This is a genomic window from Kitasatospora sp. NPDC059673 (assembly GCF_042734215.1).
GTDB lineage: Bacteria > Actinomycetota > Actinomycetes > Streptomycetales > Streptomycetaceae > Kitasatospora.
Window position 1 is genome coordinate 118810 of record NZ_JBHWEN010000019.1, and the last position, 16797, is coordinate 135606.

The 16797-nt window shown below is 71.5% G+C and carries 16 protein-coding genes; 4 read left to right on the forward strand and 12 right to left on the reverse strand.

Annotated features, from left to right (window positions below; translation table 11 throughout):
• Positions 1–18: 18 nt before the first annotated feature.
• From ACFV18_RS22455 to ACFV18_RS22480, 6 genes are all read right to left on the reverse strand, one after another.
• Entirely contained in the window at positions 19–2340 is a 2322-nt protein-coding gene (locus ACFV18_RS22455) for a collagenase (protein WP_380485839.1), read from the reverse strand.
• Positions 2341–2629: 289 nt separating this feature from the next.
• Positions 2630–3646 (reverse strand): ABC transporter ATP-binding protein, encoded by a 1017-nt coding sequence (locus ACFV18_RS22460; RefSeq protein ID WP_380485841.1) that lies wholly within the window; start codon positions 3644–3646, stop codon positions 2630–2632.
• Positions 3643–4626, reverse strand: coding sequence for an ABC transporter ATP-binding protein (locus ACFV18_RS22465; RefSeq protein WP_380485843.1), 984 nt, complete (start codon positions 4624–4626; stop codon positions 3643–3645). The genes ACFV18_RS22460 and ACFV18_RS22465 overlap by 4 nt, the downstream gene beginning before the upstream one ends.
• Positions 4623–5612 (reverse strand): ABC transporter permease, encoded by a 990-nt coding sequence (locus tag ACFV18_RS22470; RefSeq protein ID WP_380485845.1) that lies wholly within the window; start codon positions 5610–5612, stop codon positions 4623–4625. The genes ACFV18_RS22465 and ACFV18_RS22470 overlap by 4 nt, the downstream gene beginning before the upstream one ends.
• Positions 5609–6568 (reverse strand): ABC transporter permease, encoded by a 960-nt coding sequence (locus ACFV18_RS22475; protein WP_380485846.1) that lies wholly within the window; start codon positions 6566–6568, stop codon positions 5609–5611. The genes ACFV18_RS22470 and ACFV18_RS22475 overlap by 4 nt, the downstream gene beginning before the upstream one ends.
• Positions 6569–6584: 16 nt before the next feature.
• Positions 6585–8324: an ABC transporter substrate-binding protein gene (locus tag ACFV18_RS22480; protein WP_380485848.1), complete on the reverse strand. Its 1740-nt coding sequence runs from the start codon at positions 8322–8324 to the stop codon at positions 6585–6587.
• 270 nt (positions 8325–8594) lie between these two features.
• On the opposite strand from ACFV18_RS22480, the gene ACFV18_RS22485 reads away from it, so the two are divergent.
• Positions 8595–10040: an aminopeptidase P family protein gene (locus ACFV18_RS22485; protein ID WP_380485850.1), complete on the forward strand. Its 1446-nt coding sequence runs from the start codon at positions 8595–8597 to the stop codon at positions 10038–10040.
• A gap of 123 nt (positions 10041–10163) precedes the next feature.
• The gene (locus tag ACFV18_RS22490) at positions 10164–11285 is read left to right on the forward strand and encodes a DUF6183 family protein (RefSeq protein ID WP_380485852.1); all 1122 of its coding nucleotides are present in this window, start codon (positions 10164–10166) and stop codon (positions 11283–11285) included.
• Positions 11286–11294: 9 nt separating this feature from the next.
• On the opposite strand, the gene ACFV18_RS22495 is transcribed toward ACFV18_RS22490, so the two are convergent.
• Together ACFV18_RS22495 and ACFV18_RS22500 are read right to left on the reverse strand one after the other, a co-directional pair.
• Positions 11295–11963 carry a RibD family protein gene (locus ACFV18_RS22495; RefSeq protein WP_380485854.1) on the reverse strand — a complete coding sequence of 223 codons (669 nt, stop codon included), beginning with the start codon at positions 11961–11963 and terminating at the stop codon, positions 11295–11297.
• 94 nt (positions 11964–12057) lie between these two features.
• A complete protein-coding gene (locus ACFV18_RS22500; protein WP_380485856.1) occupies positions 12058–13077 on the reverse strand; it encodes a nitronate monooxygenase in 1020 nt (339 codons plus the stop codon).
• A 149-nt stretch (positions 13078–13226) separates the two neighbouring features.
• On the opposite strand from ACFV18_RS22500, the gene ACFV18_RS22505 reads away from it, so the two are divergent.
• Both ACFV18_RS22505 and ACFV18_RS22510 read left to right on the forward strand, forming a co-directional pair.
• Positions 13227–13700: a hypothetical protein gene (locus ACFV18_RS22505; protein WP_380485858.1), complete on the forward strand. Its 474-nt coding sequence runs from the start codon at positions 13227–13229 to the stop codon at positions 13698–13700.
• Between the two features lie 135 nt (positions 13701–13835).
• The gene (locus ACFV18_RS22510) at positions 13836–14309 is read left to right on the forward strand and encodes a carboxymuconolactone decarboxylase family protein (RefSeq protein WP_380485859.1); all 474 of its coding nucleotides are present in this window, start codon (positions 13836–13838) and stop codon (positions 14307–14309) included.
• 522 nt (positions 14310–14831) lie between these two features.
• Here ACFV18_RS22510 and ACFV18_RS22515 read toward each other — a convergent pair.
• The 4 genes from ACFV18_RS22515 to ACFV18_RS22530 all read right to left on the reverse strand — a co-directional run bounded on the left by ACFV18_RS22515 (position 14832) and on the right by ACFV18_RS22530 (position 16753).
• Entirely contained in the window at positions 14832–15254 is a 423-nt protein-coding gene (locus ACFV18_RS22515; protein WP_380485861.1) for a hypothetical protein, read from the reverse strand.
• Positions 15255–15334: 80 nt separating this feature from the next.
• Entirely contained in the window at positions 15335–15820 is a 486-nt protein-coding gene (locus ACFV18_RS22520) for a hypothetical protein (protein ID WP_380485863.1), read from the reverse strand.
• A gap of 90 nt (positions 15821–15910) precedes the next feature.
• Complete coding sequence (locus ACFV18_RS22525; protein WP_380485865.1) at positions 15911–16093, reverse strand: VOC family protein; 183 nt, start codon at positions 16091–16093, stop codon at positions 15911–15913.
• Positions 16094–16363: 270 nt separating this feature from the next.
• Positions 16364–16753, reverse strand: coding sequence for a winged helix-turn-helix transcriptional regulator (locus ACFV18_RS22530; RefSeq protein WP_380485866.1), 390 nt, complete (start codon positions 16751–16753; stop codon positions 16364–16366).
• Positions 16754–16797: the final 44 nt, after the last annotated feature.

Below are 16797 nucleotides of genomic sequence, written 5' to 3' on the forward strand. Positions count from 1 at the left end.
AACGGGCCGGTCAGCGGCTCAGCGGCGCAGCGGGCCTTCGCAGGTGTAGTCGGCGGTGCCGGCCTGGCCGCTGGGCCAGATGTCGACCTTGCCGAAGTAGCAGTTCATGTCGTCGAGGTTGTTGGTGACGCCCTTGGTGCGGTCGAGGATGAAGTGGTCGACGGTGGCGGACATGTCCTTGAACACCTGGTCGGGGCTGCCGGAGTTGGCGAGGTTGGCGGTGATCCGGCCGGTGCAGACGAAGCGCATCGGCTTGTTGTTCCAGTCGCCGTTGTCCTTGCAGTCCGGGGTGTTGTAGGTGGCCTTGGCGAAGGCGTCCCGCACCTCGGAGGGGTAGGCCTGGGCCAGGTATCCGTTGGGGGTGAAGTCGGTGCTGGGTACGGCGAGTTGGTCGATCTTCTTGATCTGCTGGTCGAGGAACGCCGAGTACTCGCGGTCGAGGTTGCGGTCGGCGCCGAGGCGGGCTCGCCATGCGTCGAAGCCGGCCGGGTCGTCGGCCCGCTGGTAGCCGTACATCTCGCGCAGCAGGGACGGGTGGGCGGTCCACAGGAACTCGAAGAAGGTGCCGGCGTAGTTGTAGAAGTGGAAGTCGGGCTTGTCGGCGTAGCGGGCGTGCAGGATCTGGTCGACCGTCATCCGGGGCAGGCCGGCGGCCTCGTCCTGGGCGAGCTTGTTGACCAGGGCCTTGCGCACCAGGATGCCCCGGTCGCGGGTGGCGCCGTCGAAGAACTCGGCGGTGCCCTCGTCCATCGCGGTGGTCCGGTCTCCGGCGTACCAGCGTTCCTCGCTGTAGAAGCCCGGCACCGCCCAGCGGCCGTTGAGGTAGTGCGTGTACTCGTGGCGGAACAGTTCTTCCAGCGTCAGGTACGACTCGGCGGTGGTGCGCTGGTAGGTGTAGAAGGTCGCGCCCTTCTCGATGTAGATGCCGCCGTTGCTGGTCTCCATGCCGGTCAGCAGGGGGTGGTAGACCTCGTAGTCGGAGCGGGTCGCGTAGAGGTGGATGTGCAGGGTGGAGTTGGTGTCGCCGGCCAGCGGGGTGTCGGTGCCGAGGACGCGGAAGAACTGCGTCTTCACCTGCTTGCTCGCGTAGTACATCCGGTCGACGGTGGCCTTGTCGAGGCCGGTGCGCACCTCGATCGCGCCGTTGTCGTACTTGTAGGTGTACGGGAAGAGGCGGGCCTCGAAGGTGTCCTTGCACACCCCGAACGGGGCGCACACGCCGTAGGTGTTGGCCCAGCCGGCCGCCTTGATCCACGGGGCGGAGTACTCGCCGAAGGTGTTCCTGGTGTCCGTGAGGAGCGGGCCGATGTCCGCGGTGATCTGCGCCTTGAGGGTGTCGAGTTCGCCGAGCCGGCCGTACTCGGCCATCGCGTCGCGGGCCAGCCACTCGTTCGGGGTGCCCTTGAGGTGTCCGGCGGTGGCGAAGCCGCGCAGCAGGGCGCGGTAGGCGGGGTCGGCGGCGACGGCGGTGGTGTAGGCCTGGTCGCGGTTGTTGATGCCGAGGTAGTTGCCGGTGAGCGCGGCGAGCGCGCCGCCGCCCCACTGCGGGACGGCGACCAGTGGGCTGCCGGGGCCGAAGTGCGACAGCAGTTGCTTGAACAGTGGCAGGTTGTGCTGGCGGATGCCGGTGGCGTCGGCCACGATGCCCAGTTCGCGCATGACCAGGCCGGCTTCGGGGGTGGCGTCGAAGGCGTGGCCGGTGGCGAGGTGGGCGTCGATGGCGCGCTGGACGGCGCCGGTGGTGGGCGCGGTGGTCAGGTCGATGCTGTTCTGCGTGAAGTCGTGGTAGACGGCGGCGTGCAGGAAGTACCAGAGCCGGTACAGGGCGGGGCTGTTGGTTCCGGCGAGGCTCTCCGCCTTGGCGGCGACGGCCTGCACGTGCGCCGGGTCCATGGTGGTGGCGAACCGGGCGTCCCAGGTCCACAGGGTCGCGCCGAGGCAGGCCTCGGTGACGGCGGGGTCGGCGAGGAAGTCGGCGAGGCCCTGCGGGGTCAGGCCGGTCAGGCCGTTCAGGTCGCAGTTGACGCCCGCTGCGGTGGTCGCCAACTCGGCTGCGGTGGGGGCGGGTTGGCCGACCCGCTGGGGCAGGGCGCCGGGGATGTGGTCGCCGCCGAGGGTGCCGCCGCCGGGTGCGGGCGCGGCGGTTCCGGCCTGCGGGGTGGCGCTGCCGAGGTGCTCGGCCTCGTCGTAGGCGGTGCGCTCCGCGGGCGCGCCGGCGGGGACGGCGGCGGGGGTGGCGGGCGCCGGGTCGGCGGCGAGGGCGTGGGTGCTCTGCAGCACCGGCAGCGCGAGGGACACGGCGATGGCTGCGGCCAGCAGGGTCTTGCGGGGTGATCGCACGGTGGGGGCTGCCTTTCGTCGGGTGGGGGCGGGTGGGGGCGTTCTGCGCAGGCCCCGTCAGGGGCGCGAGGAACTGCGTGGGTGACCGTGCGCACAGCTCGGCGGCCGCCCGTCGGTGCTCGTGGCTGACGGGCGGTCGGGGGCCGGGCCGGTTCACGGTCGGACGCGCAGTTCCTTGCGTCCCTCGCGGAGCTCCGAGGTGGGGGTGGTCGGTGGGGGCTCGTTCCGGTCGGGACGGGAGAGAGCACGTCTGTGCCCGCTCCCGTCCCTGGTGCGTCCCGGAGGGCCGCTATGCCTCGGGGAAGTGGCAGGCGACCTGGCGGGTGGAGCTGTCGGCGGTGAGCGCCGGTGCCTCGGTCCGGCAGATGGCCTGGGCCTTGGGGCAGCGGGGGTGGAAGGTGCAGCCGGGCGGGGGGCTGGCGGGGCTGGGCGGGTCGCCGAGCAGGACGATGCGTTCGCGGGTGCGCTCGGCGGCGGGGTCGGGCAGCGGGACGGCGGAGAGCAGCGCCTTGGTGTAGGGGTGCGCGGGGTTCCCGTAGACGTCCGCCTTGTCGCCGAGTTCGACGATCCGGCCGAGGTACATGACGGCGACCCGGTGGCTGAGGTGCTTGACCACGGCGAGGTCGTGGGCGATGAAGACGTAGGCGACGCCGAGTTCGGCCTGCAGGCGTTCCATCAGGCCGACGATCTGCGCCTGGATGGAGACGTCGAGCGCGGAGACCGGTTCGTCCGCGACGACGAGCTCCGGCCGGGTCGCGAGCGCCCGCGCGATGCCGATGCGCTGGGCCTGTCCACCGGAGAACTGGTGGGGGTAGCGCTCCAGGTGTTCGGGGGCGAGCCCGACCAGCCGGATCAGGTCCCGGACTTCTTCCCGGATCGTCGCGGACGGGACGCCCTGCGCCCGCAGCGGCGCGGCGATGATCTGTTGGACGGTCTGCCGCGGGTTGAGCGAGGCGAACGGGTCCTGGAAGATCATCTGGAACTTGCTGCGCAGCGGCCGCAGTTGGCGCTGCGGGGCGCGGGTGATGTCCTGTCCGCGGAAGCTGACCTGCCCGGCCGTCGGGTCGAGCAGGCGGACCAGCATCCGTCCGGTGGTGGACTTGCCGCAGCCGGATTCGCCGACCAGGCCGAGGGTTTCGCCGGGGCGGACGTCGAAGCTGACGCCGTCCACGGCGCGGATGCCGGGGGCCCGGCGCAGCGTCCCGCGCGGTCCGGGGAAGGTCATGCCGAGGTCGCGGACGCTCAACAGGGCGTCGGCGTCGGCGGGTTGGGTGCGGTCGGCCCGGTGGGCGGTCTGGGTGGTCATGCGGTCACCTCGTCGTGGACGCAGGCGCTGCGGTGGCGCTCGGCGACGGCGCGCAGTGGCGGGCGTTCGCCGGTGCAGCGGGGGTCGGGCGCGGCGGCGTACGCGGGGCAGCGCGGGTGGAAGGGGCAGCCGGCGGGTGGCGCGAGCAGCGAGGGCGGGGCGCCGGGGATGGCGCGCAGGGCGGTGCCGTCCTCGGCGTCGAGGCGGGGCAGCGAGTCGAGCAGGCCGCGGGTGTAGGGGTGCCGGGGGGTGGTGAACAGGGTGTCGGCGGGGGCCTGTTCGACGGCGGCGCCGCCGTACATGACGAGGACGTCGTCGGCGGCGCGGGCGATGACGCCGAGGTCGTGGGTGATCAGGACGAGGCCGAGGCCGCGGTCCTGCTGGAGGCGCATCAGGAGGTCGAGGACCTGGGCCTGGACGGTGACGTCGAGGGCGGTGGTGGGCTCGTCGGCGACGATCAGGTCGGGTTCGCAGGACAGCGCGAGGGCGATCATGGCGCGTTGGCGCATGCCGCCGGAGTACTGGTGGGGGTGTTCGCGGGCGCGGCGGGCGGGTTCGGGGATGCCGACGTCGCCGAGGACGTCGACGGCCCGGGCGAGGGCGGCTTTCCGGGTGCCGCCGAAGTGGGCGCGGTAGGCCTCGGCGATCTGGTCGCCGACGGTGAAGTAGGGGTGCAGGGCGGTGAGGGCGTCCTGGAACACCATCGCCATCCTGCGTCCGCGCAGGGTGCGCAGTTGGTCGTCGGGGGCGCCGATCAGTTCGGTGCCGTCGAGTTTCGCGGAGCCGGTGACGGTGGCGCCGCGGTGCAGTCCCATGACGGCGAGGGAGGTGACGGACTTCCCGGAGCCGGATTCGCCGACGATGCCGAGGGTGCGTCCGCGTTCGACGGTGAAGTCGATGCCTTTGACGGCGTGGACGGTGCCTTCGGCGGTGTCGAAGGTGACGGCCAGGTTCTTTACGGCCAGCAGGGGTGCGGTCATGCGAGCCTCGCCCTCGGGTCGATCCAGGCGTAGAGGAGGTCCACGACCAGGTTGGAGCTGACGATGAAGAAGGAGGCGAGCAGGGTGACGCCCATGACCACGGGCTGGTCGGACTTGTTGAGGGAGTCGGCGAAGAGTTTGCCGACGCCGGGGAGACTGAACAGGGATTCGGTGATCAGGGCGCCGGCCAGCAGTCCGCCGAGGTCCATGCCGAGCATGGTGGCGACGGGGGTGAGGGCGGGGCGCAGGCCGTGCTTGCCGACGACGCGGCGCTCGCGCAGGCCTTTGGCGCGGGCGGTGCGCACGTACGGTTCGGCGAGCGTCTCGATGACGGAGTTGCGGGTCATCCGGGCGTAGATGGCGGCGTTCAGCAGGGCGAGGGTGATCCAGGGCAGGATCAGGTTGGCGACCCACTGGCCGGGGTTCTCACCGAAGGCGATGTACCGGGGGTAGGGCAGCAGTCCGGCGACGGTGACGACCAGGTAGAGCAGGATCATCGCGGTGAAGTAGACCGGCAGGGCGGCGATGCCGATGGTGCCGACCATCAGGGTGCGGTCGAGGCGGGTGCCGCGGCGCAGCGCGGAGAGCACGCCGGTGCCGACGCCGAGGAGCAGCCAGAGGGCGGCGGCGCCGAGCGCGAGGGAGATGCTGGTGGGCAGCCGGTCCATCATCAGGTCCCAGACGGGCTGGGCGGATTGGAAGGAGTAGCCGAAGCAGGGGAAGCCGCAGTGGACGGCGTACTGGCCGGTGCCGAGGGTCTGGCCGGCGAAGATGCCGGTGACGTAGTGCCAGAACTGGACGATCAGGGGGTCGGCCAGTCCGAGCTGTTGGCGGACGAGTTCGATGCGTTCGGTGGAGCAGTCCTTGCCGCAGAACTGGGCGGCGGGGTCGGCGGGGAACAGGTAGAAGACGGCGAAGGTGAGCGCGCAGACCACCAGCAGGGTGGCGGCCATCGCGGCGAGCCGGCGCAGCAGGTATCCGATCACGTCCGGCTGCCCTTCGGGTCGAGGGCGTCCCGCAGGGCGTCGCCGACCAGGGTGAAGGCCAGGACCACCAGGAACAGGCAGGCGCTGGGGAGGATGAAGAACATCGGGTCGACCTTGTAGTAGAGCACCGCGTCGGAGATCATCTGGCCCCACGAGGGCGTGGGCGGGCGGATGCCGACGCCGAGGAAGCTGAGGGCGGCCTCGGTGCCGATCAGGCCGGGGACGGCGAGGGTGACGTAGACGATGATGGTGCCGGTGAGGTTGGGCAGGATCTCGCCGAACAGGATGCGGCTGTTGCGGGTGCCGCTGGCGCGGGCGGCCTCGACGTATTCGCGGTGTTTGAGGGAGAGGGTCTGGCCGCGGACCACGCGGGCGATGTAGGGCCAGGAGAACAGCGACATCACGCCGACCAGCAGCAGGACGCGGTTGACGTCCCGGGCGACGGAGAGCAGCGCGATCATGAAGATCAGGCTGGGGAAGGACATCATGACGTCCATGAACCGGCTGATCAGGGCATCGACGCGGCCGCCGAAGTAGCCGGCGGTGATGCCGAGGACGGTGCCGATCAGGGTGATCAGCAGGGCGGCGCTGAACGCGACCAGCAGGCTGATCTGGGCGCCGTAGAGGAGCCGGGCGAAGATGTCGCGGCCGAGCAGCGGTTCGACGCCGAGCCAGTGCTGGGGGCTGATGCCGCCGAGGGCGCCGCGGGGCAGGCCGCCGAGGTAGGGATCGACGGCCTTCTTGTCGACGGTGTCGGGGCGGGTGCCGCTGATCGCGGTGAGCACCGGGGCGAGGAGTGCGGCGAGGACGAAGAAGGCGATGATGCCGGCGCCGACGAGGGCGGCCTTCTGGCGGCGCAGGCGGTGCAGGGCGAGCTTCCAGGGGGACGCGGGGGCCTCGGCGGTGTCCGGGGCCCCCGCCCCCTCGGCCGCGGCCGTCGGGAGCGGGGTGGTCATGGTGGGAACTCCCGCTCTACTTGACGGACTTGAGGCCGATGACCGCGTAGTCGAGCTGTCCGGCCCAGACCGGGTGGGCGTAGGCGCCGGCCACGTTGGAGCCGACCAGCACGGGCTTCTTCTGCCAGACCATCGGGACGGCGGGCGAGGCGTCCATGATCTTTCCGTCCAGGGCGAGCCAGGCCTCGTTGGCCTTCTGCAGGTTGTCCAGGCCGGCGATCCGGTCGAGTTCGGCGTTGACCGCCGAGTCGTTGAACCGGGTCATGTTGCCGTTGTTGCCCTTGTCCTTGATCGCCCGGCCGTCGAAGATCATCGGCAGGAAGGTGGCGGCGGACGGGTAGTCGGGGCACCAGCCGAGGCTGGTGAGTCCGGGCTGCTTGTCCTTGTCGCCGACGATCGAGTTGACGGCGGTGGGGTCGACGGTGGTGATGGTGACGTTCACTCCGGCCCGCTTGAGTGCGGCCTGGATGGCCTCGGCCTGCGGCTTGCCGCCGGTGGAGGTGACGAAGTCGGTGGAGAAACCGTTCGGGAAGCCCGCCTCGGCGAGCAGCTGCTTGGCCTTCTCGGGGTCGCCGCCCGGCTTGATCTTGAAGTGGTCGACGGGCGTGCCGGCGGTGAGCACCGGGGGAAGGTAGGTGGTGGCGATGTCGTTGAACGCGGGGCCGCCCATGGCGGCGGCGAGGGACTCCTTGTCCACCGCGTACTGCATGGCCAGGCGGACCTTGGCGTTGTCGAACGGCGCCTTGGTGGTGTTCATGTCGAGCTTGGTGGTGCAGCCCGCGTTCTCACTGATCAGGCGCTTCTTGACCTCGGGGTTGGTGAGCACCTCGGAGATCTTCGCGGGCGTCAGGTCCACGTAGGAGATGGCACTCTTGTCGTCGCCCTGGTCGGCGATCAGGCGGTCGGCGATGCCGGTGCTCTTGAGGGTCTGGTCAACCACGATCTTGTCGGGGTAGGCCTTGCGGACCGGGTCGGTGGCCTCGTCCCAGTTGGTGTTGCGGACCAGCACCATGCGCTTGCCGCGGTCGTAGCTCTCGATCTTGTAAGGGCCGGAGGAGACCGGGTGGTTGGAGTAGTTGGCGCCGGTCTCCTTGGCCTTGGGGACGGGCGAGAAGGTCGGCAGGGTGGCGGTGTAGCCGAACTCGGCGACCGGGCGCTTGAGGTGGAAGATGATGGTCTTGGCGTCGGGGACCTCGATGGCCTCGTTGCCGAGCCGTTCGCCGCCCAGCGGGCCCTGGTAGCCGGCCGGGGCGTTGAGGTAGCGCACCGCGTAGTCGGGGCCGCCGGGCAGCTCCGGCGAGTACGACCGCTCGACGTTGTACTTGATGTCGTCGGCGGTGATCGGGGTGCCGTCCTCGTACTTGAGGTTGTCCTTCAGGTGGAAGGTCCAGGTCTTCGCGCCGTCGCTGGGAGTGCCGAGGTCGGTGGCCAGGTCGGGTTCGATCTTCAGGCCCTCGGCGCCGGGGGCGGCCTTGAAGGTGGTCAGGGTGCGGTAGAGCATCCGCACGCCGACGTCCATCACCGGCATGGTCCAGTTGCGGGCGGGGTCGAGCTGGTCGAAGTCCTGGTTCGACAGGATCGTCAGGGTGCCGCCCTTGACGGGGGTGCCGCCGACGATGCCGTTGCCCTCGGTGGTCACACCGTGCTGGTCGCCGCTGTCGTCACTGCCGCTGCCGCTGCTGCTGCACGCGCCGAGGGCGAGGGTGAGGGACGCCGCGATGGCCGCCGCGAGGGCGGCGTGGGTACGCCTGTTCATGTGTATCTCCGGAACTGGGGGCTGCTCAACGGGGATCGGGCTGCCGAGGGATCGGCGCCGTCGGGGATCAGTGCCGCCGGGGATCGGTGCCGCCGGGGTCTGGCCCGCTCTAAGGTGTGACCCGTAACATAGTAATGTGAAATTGCACTACGCAATGAGGCGGCCGGACCGTTATCGAGCCGTGTCATTGCCCGCCGCTCAGTAGTGCAACTTCCTTGCCGCTCAAACCAGTTGTTCCCGTCTCGACCCCGCTCGGAGGACTCCCCTTCCATGGCCGACCAGCCCACCCTGAACACCGGCAGCCACGACCTCCCCGTCTCCCCCGCCCTGGCCGACTTCATGGCCGACCAGTGGGCCGCCACCCCGCTGCCCGCCGACCTGCGCGTCCCCGGCCACGCGTACACCCCGGCCCGCCGGGCCCGAATCGCCGCCGCCTTCCCCGGCGAGCGACTCCTCGTCCCCGCCGGGCAGCTGAAGATCCGCAGCAACGACTGCGACTACCGCTTCCGCCCGCACAGCGCCTACGCCCACCTCACCGGACTGACCGGCGAGGAGCAGGTCGGCCACGTCCTGGTGATCGAGCCCGACGGCGAGGCCGTGCTGTACCTGCGACCCCGCTCCGACCGGGCCAACGGCACCGGCGAGTTCTTCCGCGACCGCCGCTACGGCGAGTTCTGGGTCGGCCGCCGCGCCGACCTCGCCGAGGCCGCCAACCTCACCGGCCTGCGCACCGCCCACCTCGACGACCTGCCGAAGCTGTTCACCACCGGCGCCCCCACCCGCGTCCTCGCCGACGTCGACCCCGTCCTGGACGCCCTGGCCGGCCGCCCGTCCGCCGAGAACGCCGTGCGCGACGGCCAACTCGCCGCCGCACTCTCCGAGTTGCGCCTGATCAAGGACCCGTGGGAGGTCGAGCAGCTCCAGCTCTCCGTGGACCACACCGCCACCGGCTTCGCCGACGTGGTCCGCGCCCTGCCCGCCGCGCTGCGCCACCACCGCGGCGAACGCATCCTGGAGGGCGCGTTCAACGCCCGCGCCCGCGCCGAGGGCAACGGCACCGGCTACGAGACCATCGTCGCCTCCGGCGCGCACGCCTGCGTCCTGCACTGGATCCGCAACGACGGTGCGCTCGACCCCACCCAGCTCCTGCTGCTCGACGCCGGCGTGGAGACCGACACCCTCTACACCGCCGACATCACCCGCACCCTGCCGCTGTCCGGCACCTTCTCCTCCGCGCAGCGCGACGCCTACGAACTCGTCCTCGCCGCCCAGAACGCGGGCATCGCCACGCTGCGCCCCGGCGCGTCCTTCCGCGACTTCCACCGCGCCGCGATGCGAGTGATCGCCGAAGGCCTCGCCGACTGGGGCGTGCTGCCCGTCCCCGCCGAGCAGGCGCTGCGCGAGGACTCCGGCCTGTACCGCCGCTACACCCTCTGCGCCAGCGGCCACATGCTCGGCCTGGACGTCCACGACTGCGCGAAGGCCCGCGCCGAGACGTACCTGGACGGCGTCCTGGAGGAGGGCATGGTGCTCACCGTCGAACCCGGCCTCTACCTCCAGCCCGACGACCTCACCCTGCCGCCCGCCCTGCGCGGCACCGGCATCCGCATCGAGGACGACCTGGTCATCACCGCCGACGGCGCCCGCCTGATGTCCGGCGCGCTGCCGCGCACCGTGGACGGCATCGAGTCCTGGATGGGCGAGCTGCTGGCCTGAGGCACGCGGCCGGTCCGATCGGCGAGCTGGCGGCCCGATCGGCGGGCGGGCGGCCCGATCGGCGGGCGGGCGGCCCGACAACCGGATGAACGGTCGGGTCACGGGTGCGTAGGCTCGGCTCCCGTGACCGACCGTATCGTCCGTATCGCCCGCATCCTGGCCGAACTCCCCGACCTGAAGAGCGTCACCGGCATCTGGGCGGTGGCCGAGGAACGGCTCGCAGCGGGCGACGCCGCGTTCCTCGCCGACCTCGGCCTCGCCCTCGCCGCCGACCTGAACTCCTCCCCGGAGGTGTGGCAGTACCGGAGCGTCCACAACCACCTGGTACGCCTGCTCGCCACCACGCCGGGCGCCGAGAACCTCCGCCAGGCACTGCGTCTGCTCGCCGCCGCACCGTCCGGCAGCCGGGGCCCCGACCGCCTCGTGGCCTCGCTGCTGGCATCCGGCCACCGGCCGGCCGACCTCGCCGCCGTGTTCGCCGGGCCCGCCTCGAACGAGCTACGGGCCTGCCTGGTCCACGAGTTGATCCTGCGCGGCGTGGACCTCTCCGCGATTCCCCGCCTCTCTGCCTGGGCGACCGCCCCGCACTACGCCCACCACCCGCTGGGCGCGCTGCCCCTGACGCCCTCCCCGCTGGAGGCGCTCGCCGACCTGCCCGGCCACGGCCCGCAGGACAGTTGCCACGTCTTGCCCCACCCGCCGTCGGAAGGCAGGCAGTTGACGGCCCGCCGCAGCGCTGCGCCGCTCCCGCCCGCCACCGAGACCACCACCCCGGAGCTGACCGAGGCCCTCGGCCGGGCCGTCGCCAACTGGGCCGAGGAGTCCAACGGTCGCATCGAGGCCCGGGTGTTCGACCTCGCCGTGCCCCTGCCCGTCGAGTCCGTCCCCGCCGCACTCCTCGCCCTCGGCCTGGACTGCCTGGCCGGCGCCGAACCTTCCGCTCTCTCCGTCACCACCTGCCCACCGGCCGAGGCCTGGAGCATCCTGTTCACCGCCGCGTCCACCGGCGGCGCCTACAACCTCGGCGCGCACGGCGCCTACGGTCGCCTCGCCGCCTGGCAGTCCGTGGCCGCCCTGTCCGACGCCACCCTCCCCACCGCAGAAGCCCGCGCCACCGCCTGCCACTGGTTCACCTTCGACGCGCCCGCCCCCTGGTTCGACCACATCGCCTGGGACCTCGGCCTCGCCACCCTCACCCCCGACCGCCGCCGCCTCGCCGTCCTCGCAGCCACCGACACCGACTGACAGCCGCCCTCACGGCGCGTAGCGCAACAGCACCACATCACCCACCGTCTCGGCCCCCAGCAACCTCATCCGATGCGTACTGCCGCCCGGAAACTCGGCCGGATACACAAAGCGCGGCGCTTCCGCCTCGCCGACCAGCAACGGCGCCACCGCCAGATGGATCTCGTCGGCCAGGCCCAGCGACAGGAACTGCGTATGAATCCGTCCGCCGCCCTCCACCATCAGGCGCCGCACCCCACGGGCAGAGAGGTCATCGAGCATCGCCCCGAAATCGACGGTGTCGCCGGTGCTCACCACCTCGGCCAGCCCGTCCAGCGTGTCGCCCAGCTTCGACGCACCGGCGTCAGTGGTGTAGACGACCTTCTCGCCCCCGAAGTGCCAGAACCTCAGCCCCCGATCGAGGTCACCCGCCGCCGTGACCGTCACCTTCAACGGATACTCCGGCTTCCCCGCCGCCACCCGCTCGGCCCGCCGCCTCTCACTGTTGACGAGGAGCCGCGGATTGTCCGACCGCAACGTGTTCCCGCCGACCAGGATCGCATCCGACTCGGCCCGCACCTGATCCACCCGATCGAAGTCCTCCGCATTCGACAACAGCAGCCGCTCCGACGAGGTGTCATCGATGCACCCGTCGATCGACGTCGCAACGCTCAGCAAGACAAAGGGCCGCTCGGCCATGATGGCTCCGTTCTTAGCAATGGACTCCGGCGGTCCTCGGGCATGATCACACGCCAGGCCGCACAACGTCACCGAGAGCAACGCCCCCGCGTCCCTACCCCGCGCGCAGCGCGTCCCCCCACAACCCCCGTGTCACCTCCGCCGCACCGCCCTCCCGAGCCAAGGCGTGCGCCGTACCCGCCCAAAGGTGCATCCCCGCAGGGTCGTTGCGCTGGGCAGCGGCCGCCCTCAACGGCTGGGTCAGGTAGTGCACCTCCGGGTACGCCGCCGGGGCGTACGCCTCGTGACGGGCGATGAACGCGTTGCGGAGCGCCCTCGCGGGGCGGCCGGTGAAGGCGCGGGTGACGGTGGTCTCGGGGAGTTCGACGAGCGCCCGGCGGTGTGTGGCCGTGGCGCCGGATTCGTCGGTGCGCAGGTACGCGGTGCCGAGTTGCGCGGCACTCGCCCCCGTTCGCAGCGCAGCGGCAATTGCGGTGCCGTCCCCGAGGCCGCCCGCCGCAACGAGCGGAAGCGAGGTCACTTCCCTTACAGCAGCCAGGAGTTGGAGCAGCGGGAGAGTGCCGGGGACGTCCTCGGTGCGATGAGTGCCACGGTGCCCGCCGGCCTCCGGCCCCTGGACGACCAGCGAGTCGAGGCCGAGCGCAGTGGCGTCGCGGGCCTCCTCGGGGCTGGTGACGGTGCCGAGTTGGCGGATGCCGGCTGCCCGCAGCGCATCGGCCTCGTCACGGCCGGGCAGCCCGAAGGTGTAGGAGACGTACGCGACGGGCTCGCGCAGCAGCGCGTCGAGTTTGGCGTCCCAGTCGTCGCGGTCGGCCCGGATCTCGGTGGGCAGCTCGACGCCCCACCGTTCGGCTTCCGGCTGCAGCCGCTCGCGGTAGGCGGCGACCGGCCCGGGGTCGGAGGGCGGCGCGGGTACGAACAGGTTGACGCCGAACGGGCGCTCCGTCAGCTCGCGGGTGCGGCGGATCTGTTCGAGCGTCGCGCCGACCGTCCGGTACCCGGCGGCGAGGAAACCGAGGCCACCCGCACCGTTGACGGCCGCGACCAGTTCGGGAGTGCTCGGCCCGCCGGCCATCGGCGCCGCGATCAGTGGCACCTCCACGTCGAACGCCATGCCGTTCCCTCCGCCTCCGTACGCACCGATTCCGCTCGCCGCCCACCCTACGTCTGCGACCGATTCCACTGATGGTCGTTCGGTACGGGGTCGGTCGGCGTCCGGTCGGCCGGTTGCCGGAGCGCTCACCGCACCGGGATACTCCCCGGATGCTGTTGACCTGGATCGCCGAGGTGGCGGACGAACCGCTGGCGCTGGAGCCGGCCGACCGGCGGGTGGAGTGGCGGACCAATACCTGGCTGCTGAGCACGGAGGACGAGGACCGGCACTCCCTGTCCGTGGCGGAGGTCGTCGCCGCCTTCGAGCGGACCGCCGAGGGCATCCGGCGGCGCGTCCGCGAGCAGGGCTTCGCCGGGGTGGCGACCTTCTACGTGTGGCACGACGAGCAGGCCGGGCAGCTCCGGTGTTCGACCGGGTCGGTGCCCGCCGAACAGTTGCCCTTCGGGGCCGCGTACCTGCCGGTGGACGATCTCGGCCCGGTCGTCGAGGGCTACCTGCGCGACGAGGAGCTGATCGCGGTTCCCTGGGCGAATGCCGAGGACGTTCCCGACGGATCGGCCCCCGAGCCGGAGTTCCCGCCCTTCCCGGTGTGGGTGCGCGACGTCGGGGCGACGCCGGCCTGAACCGTCCCGGCCCGCCTGCGCGACCGAACAGACATGAACAGGTAGCGTGACGGGCGTCACATCCGCGGGGCTGTCACATTCGGGGGAGCAGCGGGGTCAGTCCTTGCAGAGGCACACACGACAAGGAGCCCGACCGTGGACGCACGTCTGAACTACTTCGGCAACCCGCTCGCGGGGAAGATCCTCAAGCACATCAACTCGGCCGGCGCCGCCATCGGTGGCTCCTCGCTGCCGGCCGCCACCCAGGAGTTGGTGAAGCTCCGCGCCAGCCAGATCAACGGCTGCGGGTTCTGCACCGACATGCACACCAAGGACGCCGCGCACGCCGGCGAGACCCAGCAGCGCCTGAACATGGTCGCCGCCTGGCGCGAGGCGACCGTCTTCACCGAGGCCGAGCGCGCCGCGCTCGAACTCACCGAACAGGGCACCCGAATCGCCGACGCGGCGGGCGGCGTCAGCGACGAGGCCTGGGCGGAGGCCGCCAAGCACTACGACGAGGAGCAGCTGATCGCCCTGGTCGGCCTGATCGCGCTGATCAACACCTACAACCGGGTCAACGTGATCATCCGCCAGCCTGCGGGCGACTACGTCCCGGGCCAGTACGCCTGACACACCACCACCCGCCGTGACGCCCCGGGGGGCGCCACGGCGGGTGGCGGCCCCGGGGGGCGCCACGGCGGGTGGCCACGTTCACCCCTCCCGGAAACGGCACCCGGACTCGCCCGGCACCTGCCGCGGCAGCGCCACCTCCTCCCGGCCCGCCCCCTCCAACCCCCGGTCCATCACCGCCTCAGCCAACTCCCCCACCCGGGCAGCAAGCCCGCGCGCAACCGTCACTCACCGTCCGCGCGCCCAGGAAAACGGCAACAACGGCTCCAACCCGGACCTGCGAGCTCTCACCGGCCATCAACTCGGCGCCAGCCAGCGGCAGTTCACCAAAACCGACTCGACCCCGCGACGAACACCCCCAGGCACCCGACGTTCGCCTCAGCACCCCGAACTCGCCCAGCACCCGCCACAACAGCGGCTCCACATCGGACGCACGCCCCCACCGACCACCAACTCAGCAGCGACCAACGCCAGTTCACCATCAGCCCGACCCCGACCCACCCACACGCTCCCGCACCCCACTCACCCCCGCGCAACCAACGCGGCGGCAGCCACCCGCACCTCCGCCTCCCACGCAGCGAACACCGAGGGCGCCCAATGCCCGACACAGCACGAGCAGCAGTCGGCCAGCAGCCTGCACAACGCCGCCTCGTCCTGGCCCGCGCCGCCCGACTCCCGGCCCTCCACGGCCCTGGCGAACTCCCCGCCCTCCACCGCCTCCGCGAACTCCCGAGGCGTCAAACGCCCCTCCCCCACCCGGGCCGCCAGGTCGCGCAGTAGCCAGCGCTCACTCTCCGCCCACCCCGGAAACGGCACCCCCAACTCTTCCATCGCCTGCCGCAGCAACGGCTCCAGCTCGGACGCCGGCTCCCGCCGCCCCCGCCCGGCCAAGTCGTACAGCGCCAACGACTCGAACCCATCCGCCACCAACTCGGCCGCCGCCATGGGCAGTTCACCCGTAGACAATTCGCCGGCGCGATACCGCAGAGCAACCACCCGCACCCGCCCCAACTTCAACACCCCACTCACCGCCCCTCCGCCACCAACGCCACCGCGGCAGCCCGCACCTCCGCCTCCCACCCGGCGAGCAACTCTGGCTTCCCGGCAGCGAGTTCATCGGCGACGCACCCCTCGCAGCAGCCCGCCCGCACCGCGAGGGAGAACCCCAGCTCCAGTTCCCCTTCCGCGTTGTCGATGTCCAACCCGGTGACTTCCGCCACCAGTTCGGGGAGCGACACAAGGTCACCCGAGACCAGCCGCGCGGCGATGTCGCGCAGCGCCCACCGCTCGGCCTCCTGCAACTCGAGCCGCTCCACGCCCAGTTCGTCGAGCACCTGGTACCACAGCTGCTCCAGATCGTCGCGCCGCTCGCGTCCGCTACACCCCGCCAACTCCCGCAAGGCCGGGGAGTCGTGGCCGCCGACCAGCAACTCCGCAGCGGCCATCGGAAGGTGCTCGGGCCAGAGCCGCCCGGCGACCTGACGCATCGCCATCACCCGCAATGTCTTCATGACCCGCAGCCTGCCAGCCCGCCACCCTCCCGACCAGCGGTTTTCCCAAGCTCGCCCACCCACCCGACCGTCAGCCGTGACTGGTGTCGATCACACAGAAGCGATTGCCCTCGGCCTCGGCGTAGGCACGACAAAGTCCGGGTCCTCGGGGCAGCCGTCCCACTCGACGCGCTGCGCACCGAGCACCACCAACCGCTCGACCTCGGCGGCCTGCTCCGCCGCATCCTCGTCGTACAGGTCGAGGTGAACGCGCGGGTGCTCCTGCACCGGCATCCGGCCGAACCCAAGCGCGATCCGCGCACCACCGCCGCACCCCGGACCGTCGCCAACCAGGACTGCAGCGGGCGCTTCGCCTTCTGCCCTCCGCCTGTCCGCTGCCGCACCCGCAACGACACGCACCGCCACCACCACCTGACTCCGACCGCACGCGGCCCGCAGCACGCGGCGAGGCCATCGACACACACCTCGCCATCACAATCTCGGACGACCTCGCCGCCCCCGCCCGGAGCCCTCAGCCAGGAGCAGGCGCAACGGCCGGACCCGTCAGGACGCCTGCCCGTCGTACTCGTGCCGAGCCCGCTCGACCTTGTCGAGGTTGGCCGCCGCCCACCCGGCGAGCTGCGCGAACAACGGCGCCAAGCTGCGGCCGAGTTCGCTGATCTCGTACTCGACGCGCGGCGGAACCTCCGGGTGGTACGTGCGCACCACCATGCCGTCGCGCTCCAACTGCCGCAGCCGCTGCGTCAGGACCTTCGGCGTGATCGTGCCGATCCTCCGCTCCAGTTCGACGAAGCGCTGCCGGCCGTGCGTGTGCAGGGTCCACAGGATCGGCGTGGTCCACCGGCTGAACACGATGTCCACCACCGCGCTGGTGGGGCAGGCGAGTTCGGGGTCGGCGTCGGCGGCCGGCGCCCAGTCCGTCTCGGTGGCCACGCGCACTCCACGGGTAGTCACTTTCCTCTAGGTACCTACTGTAT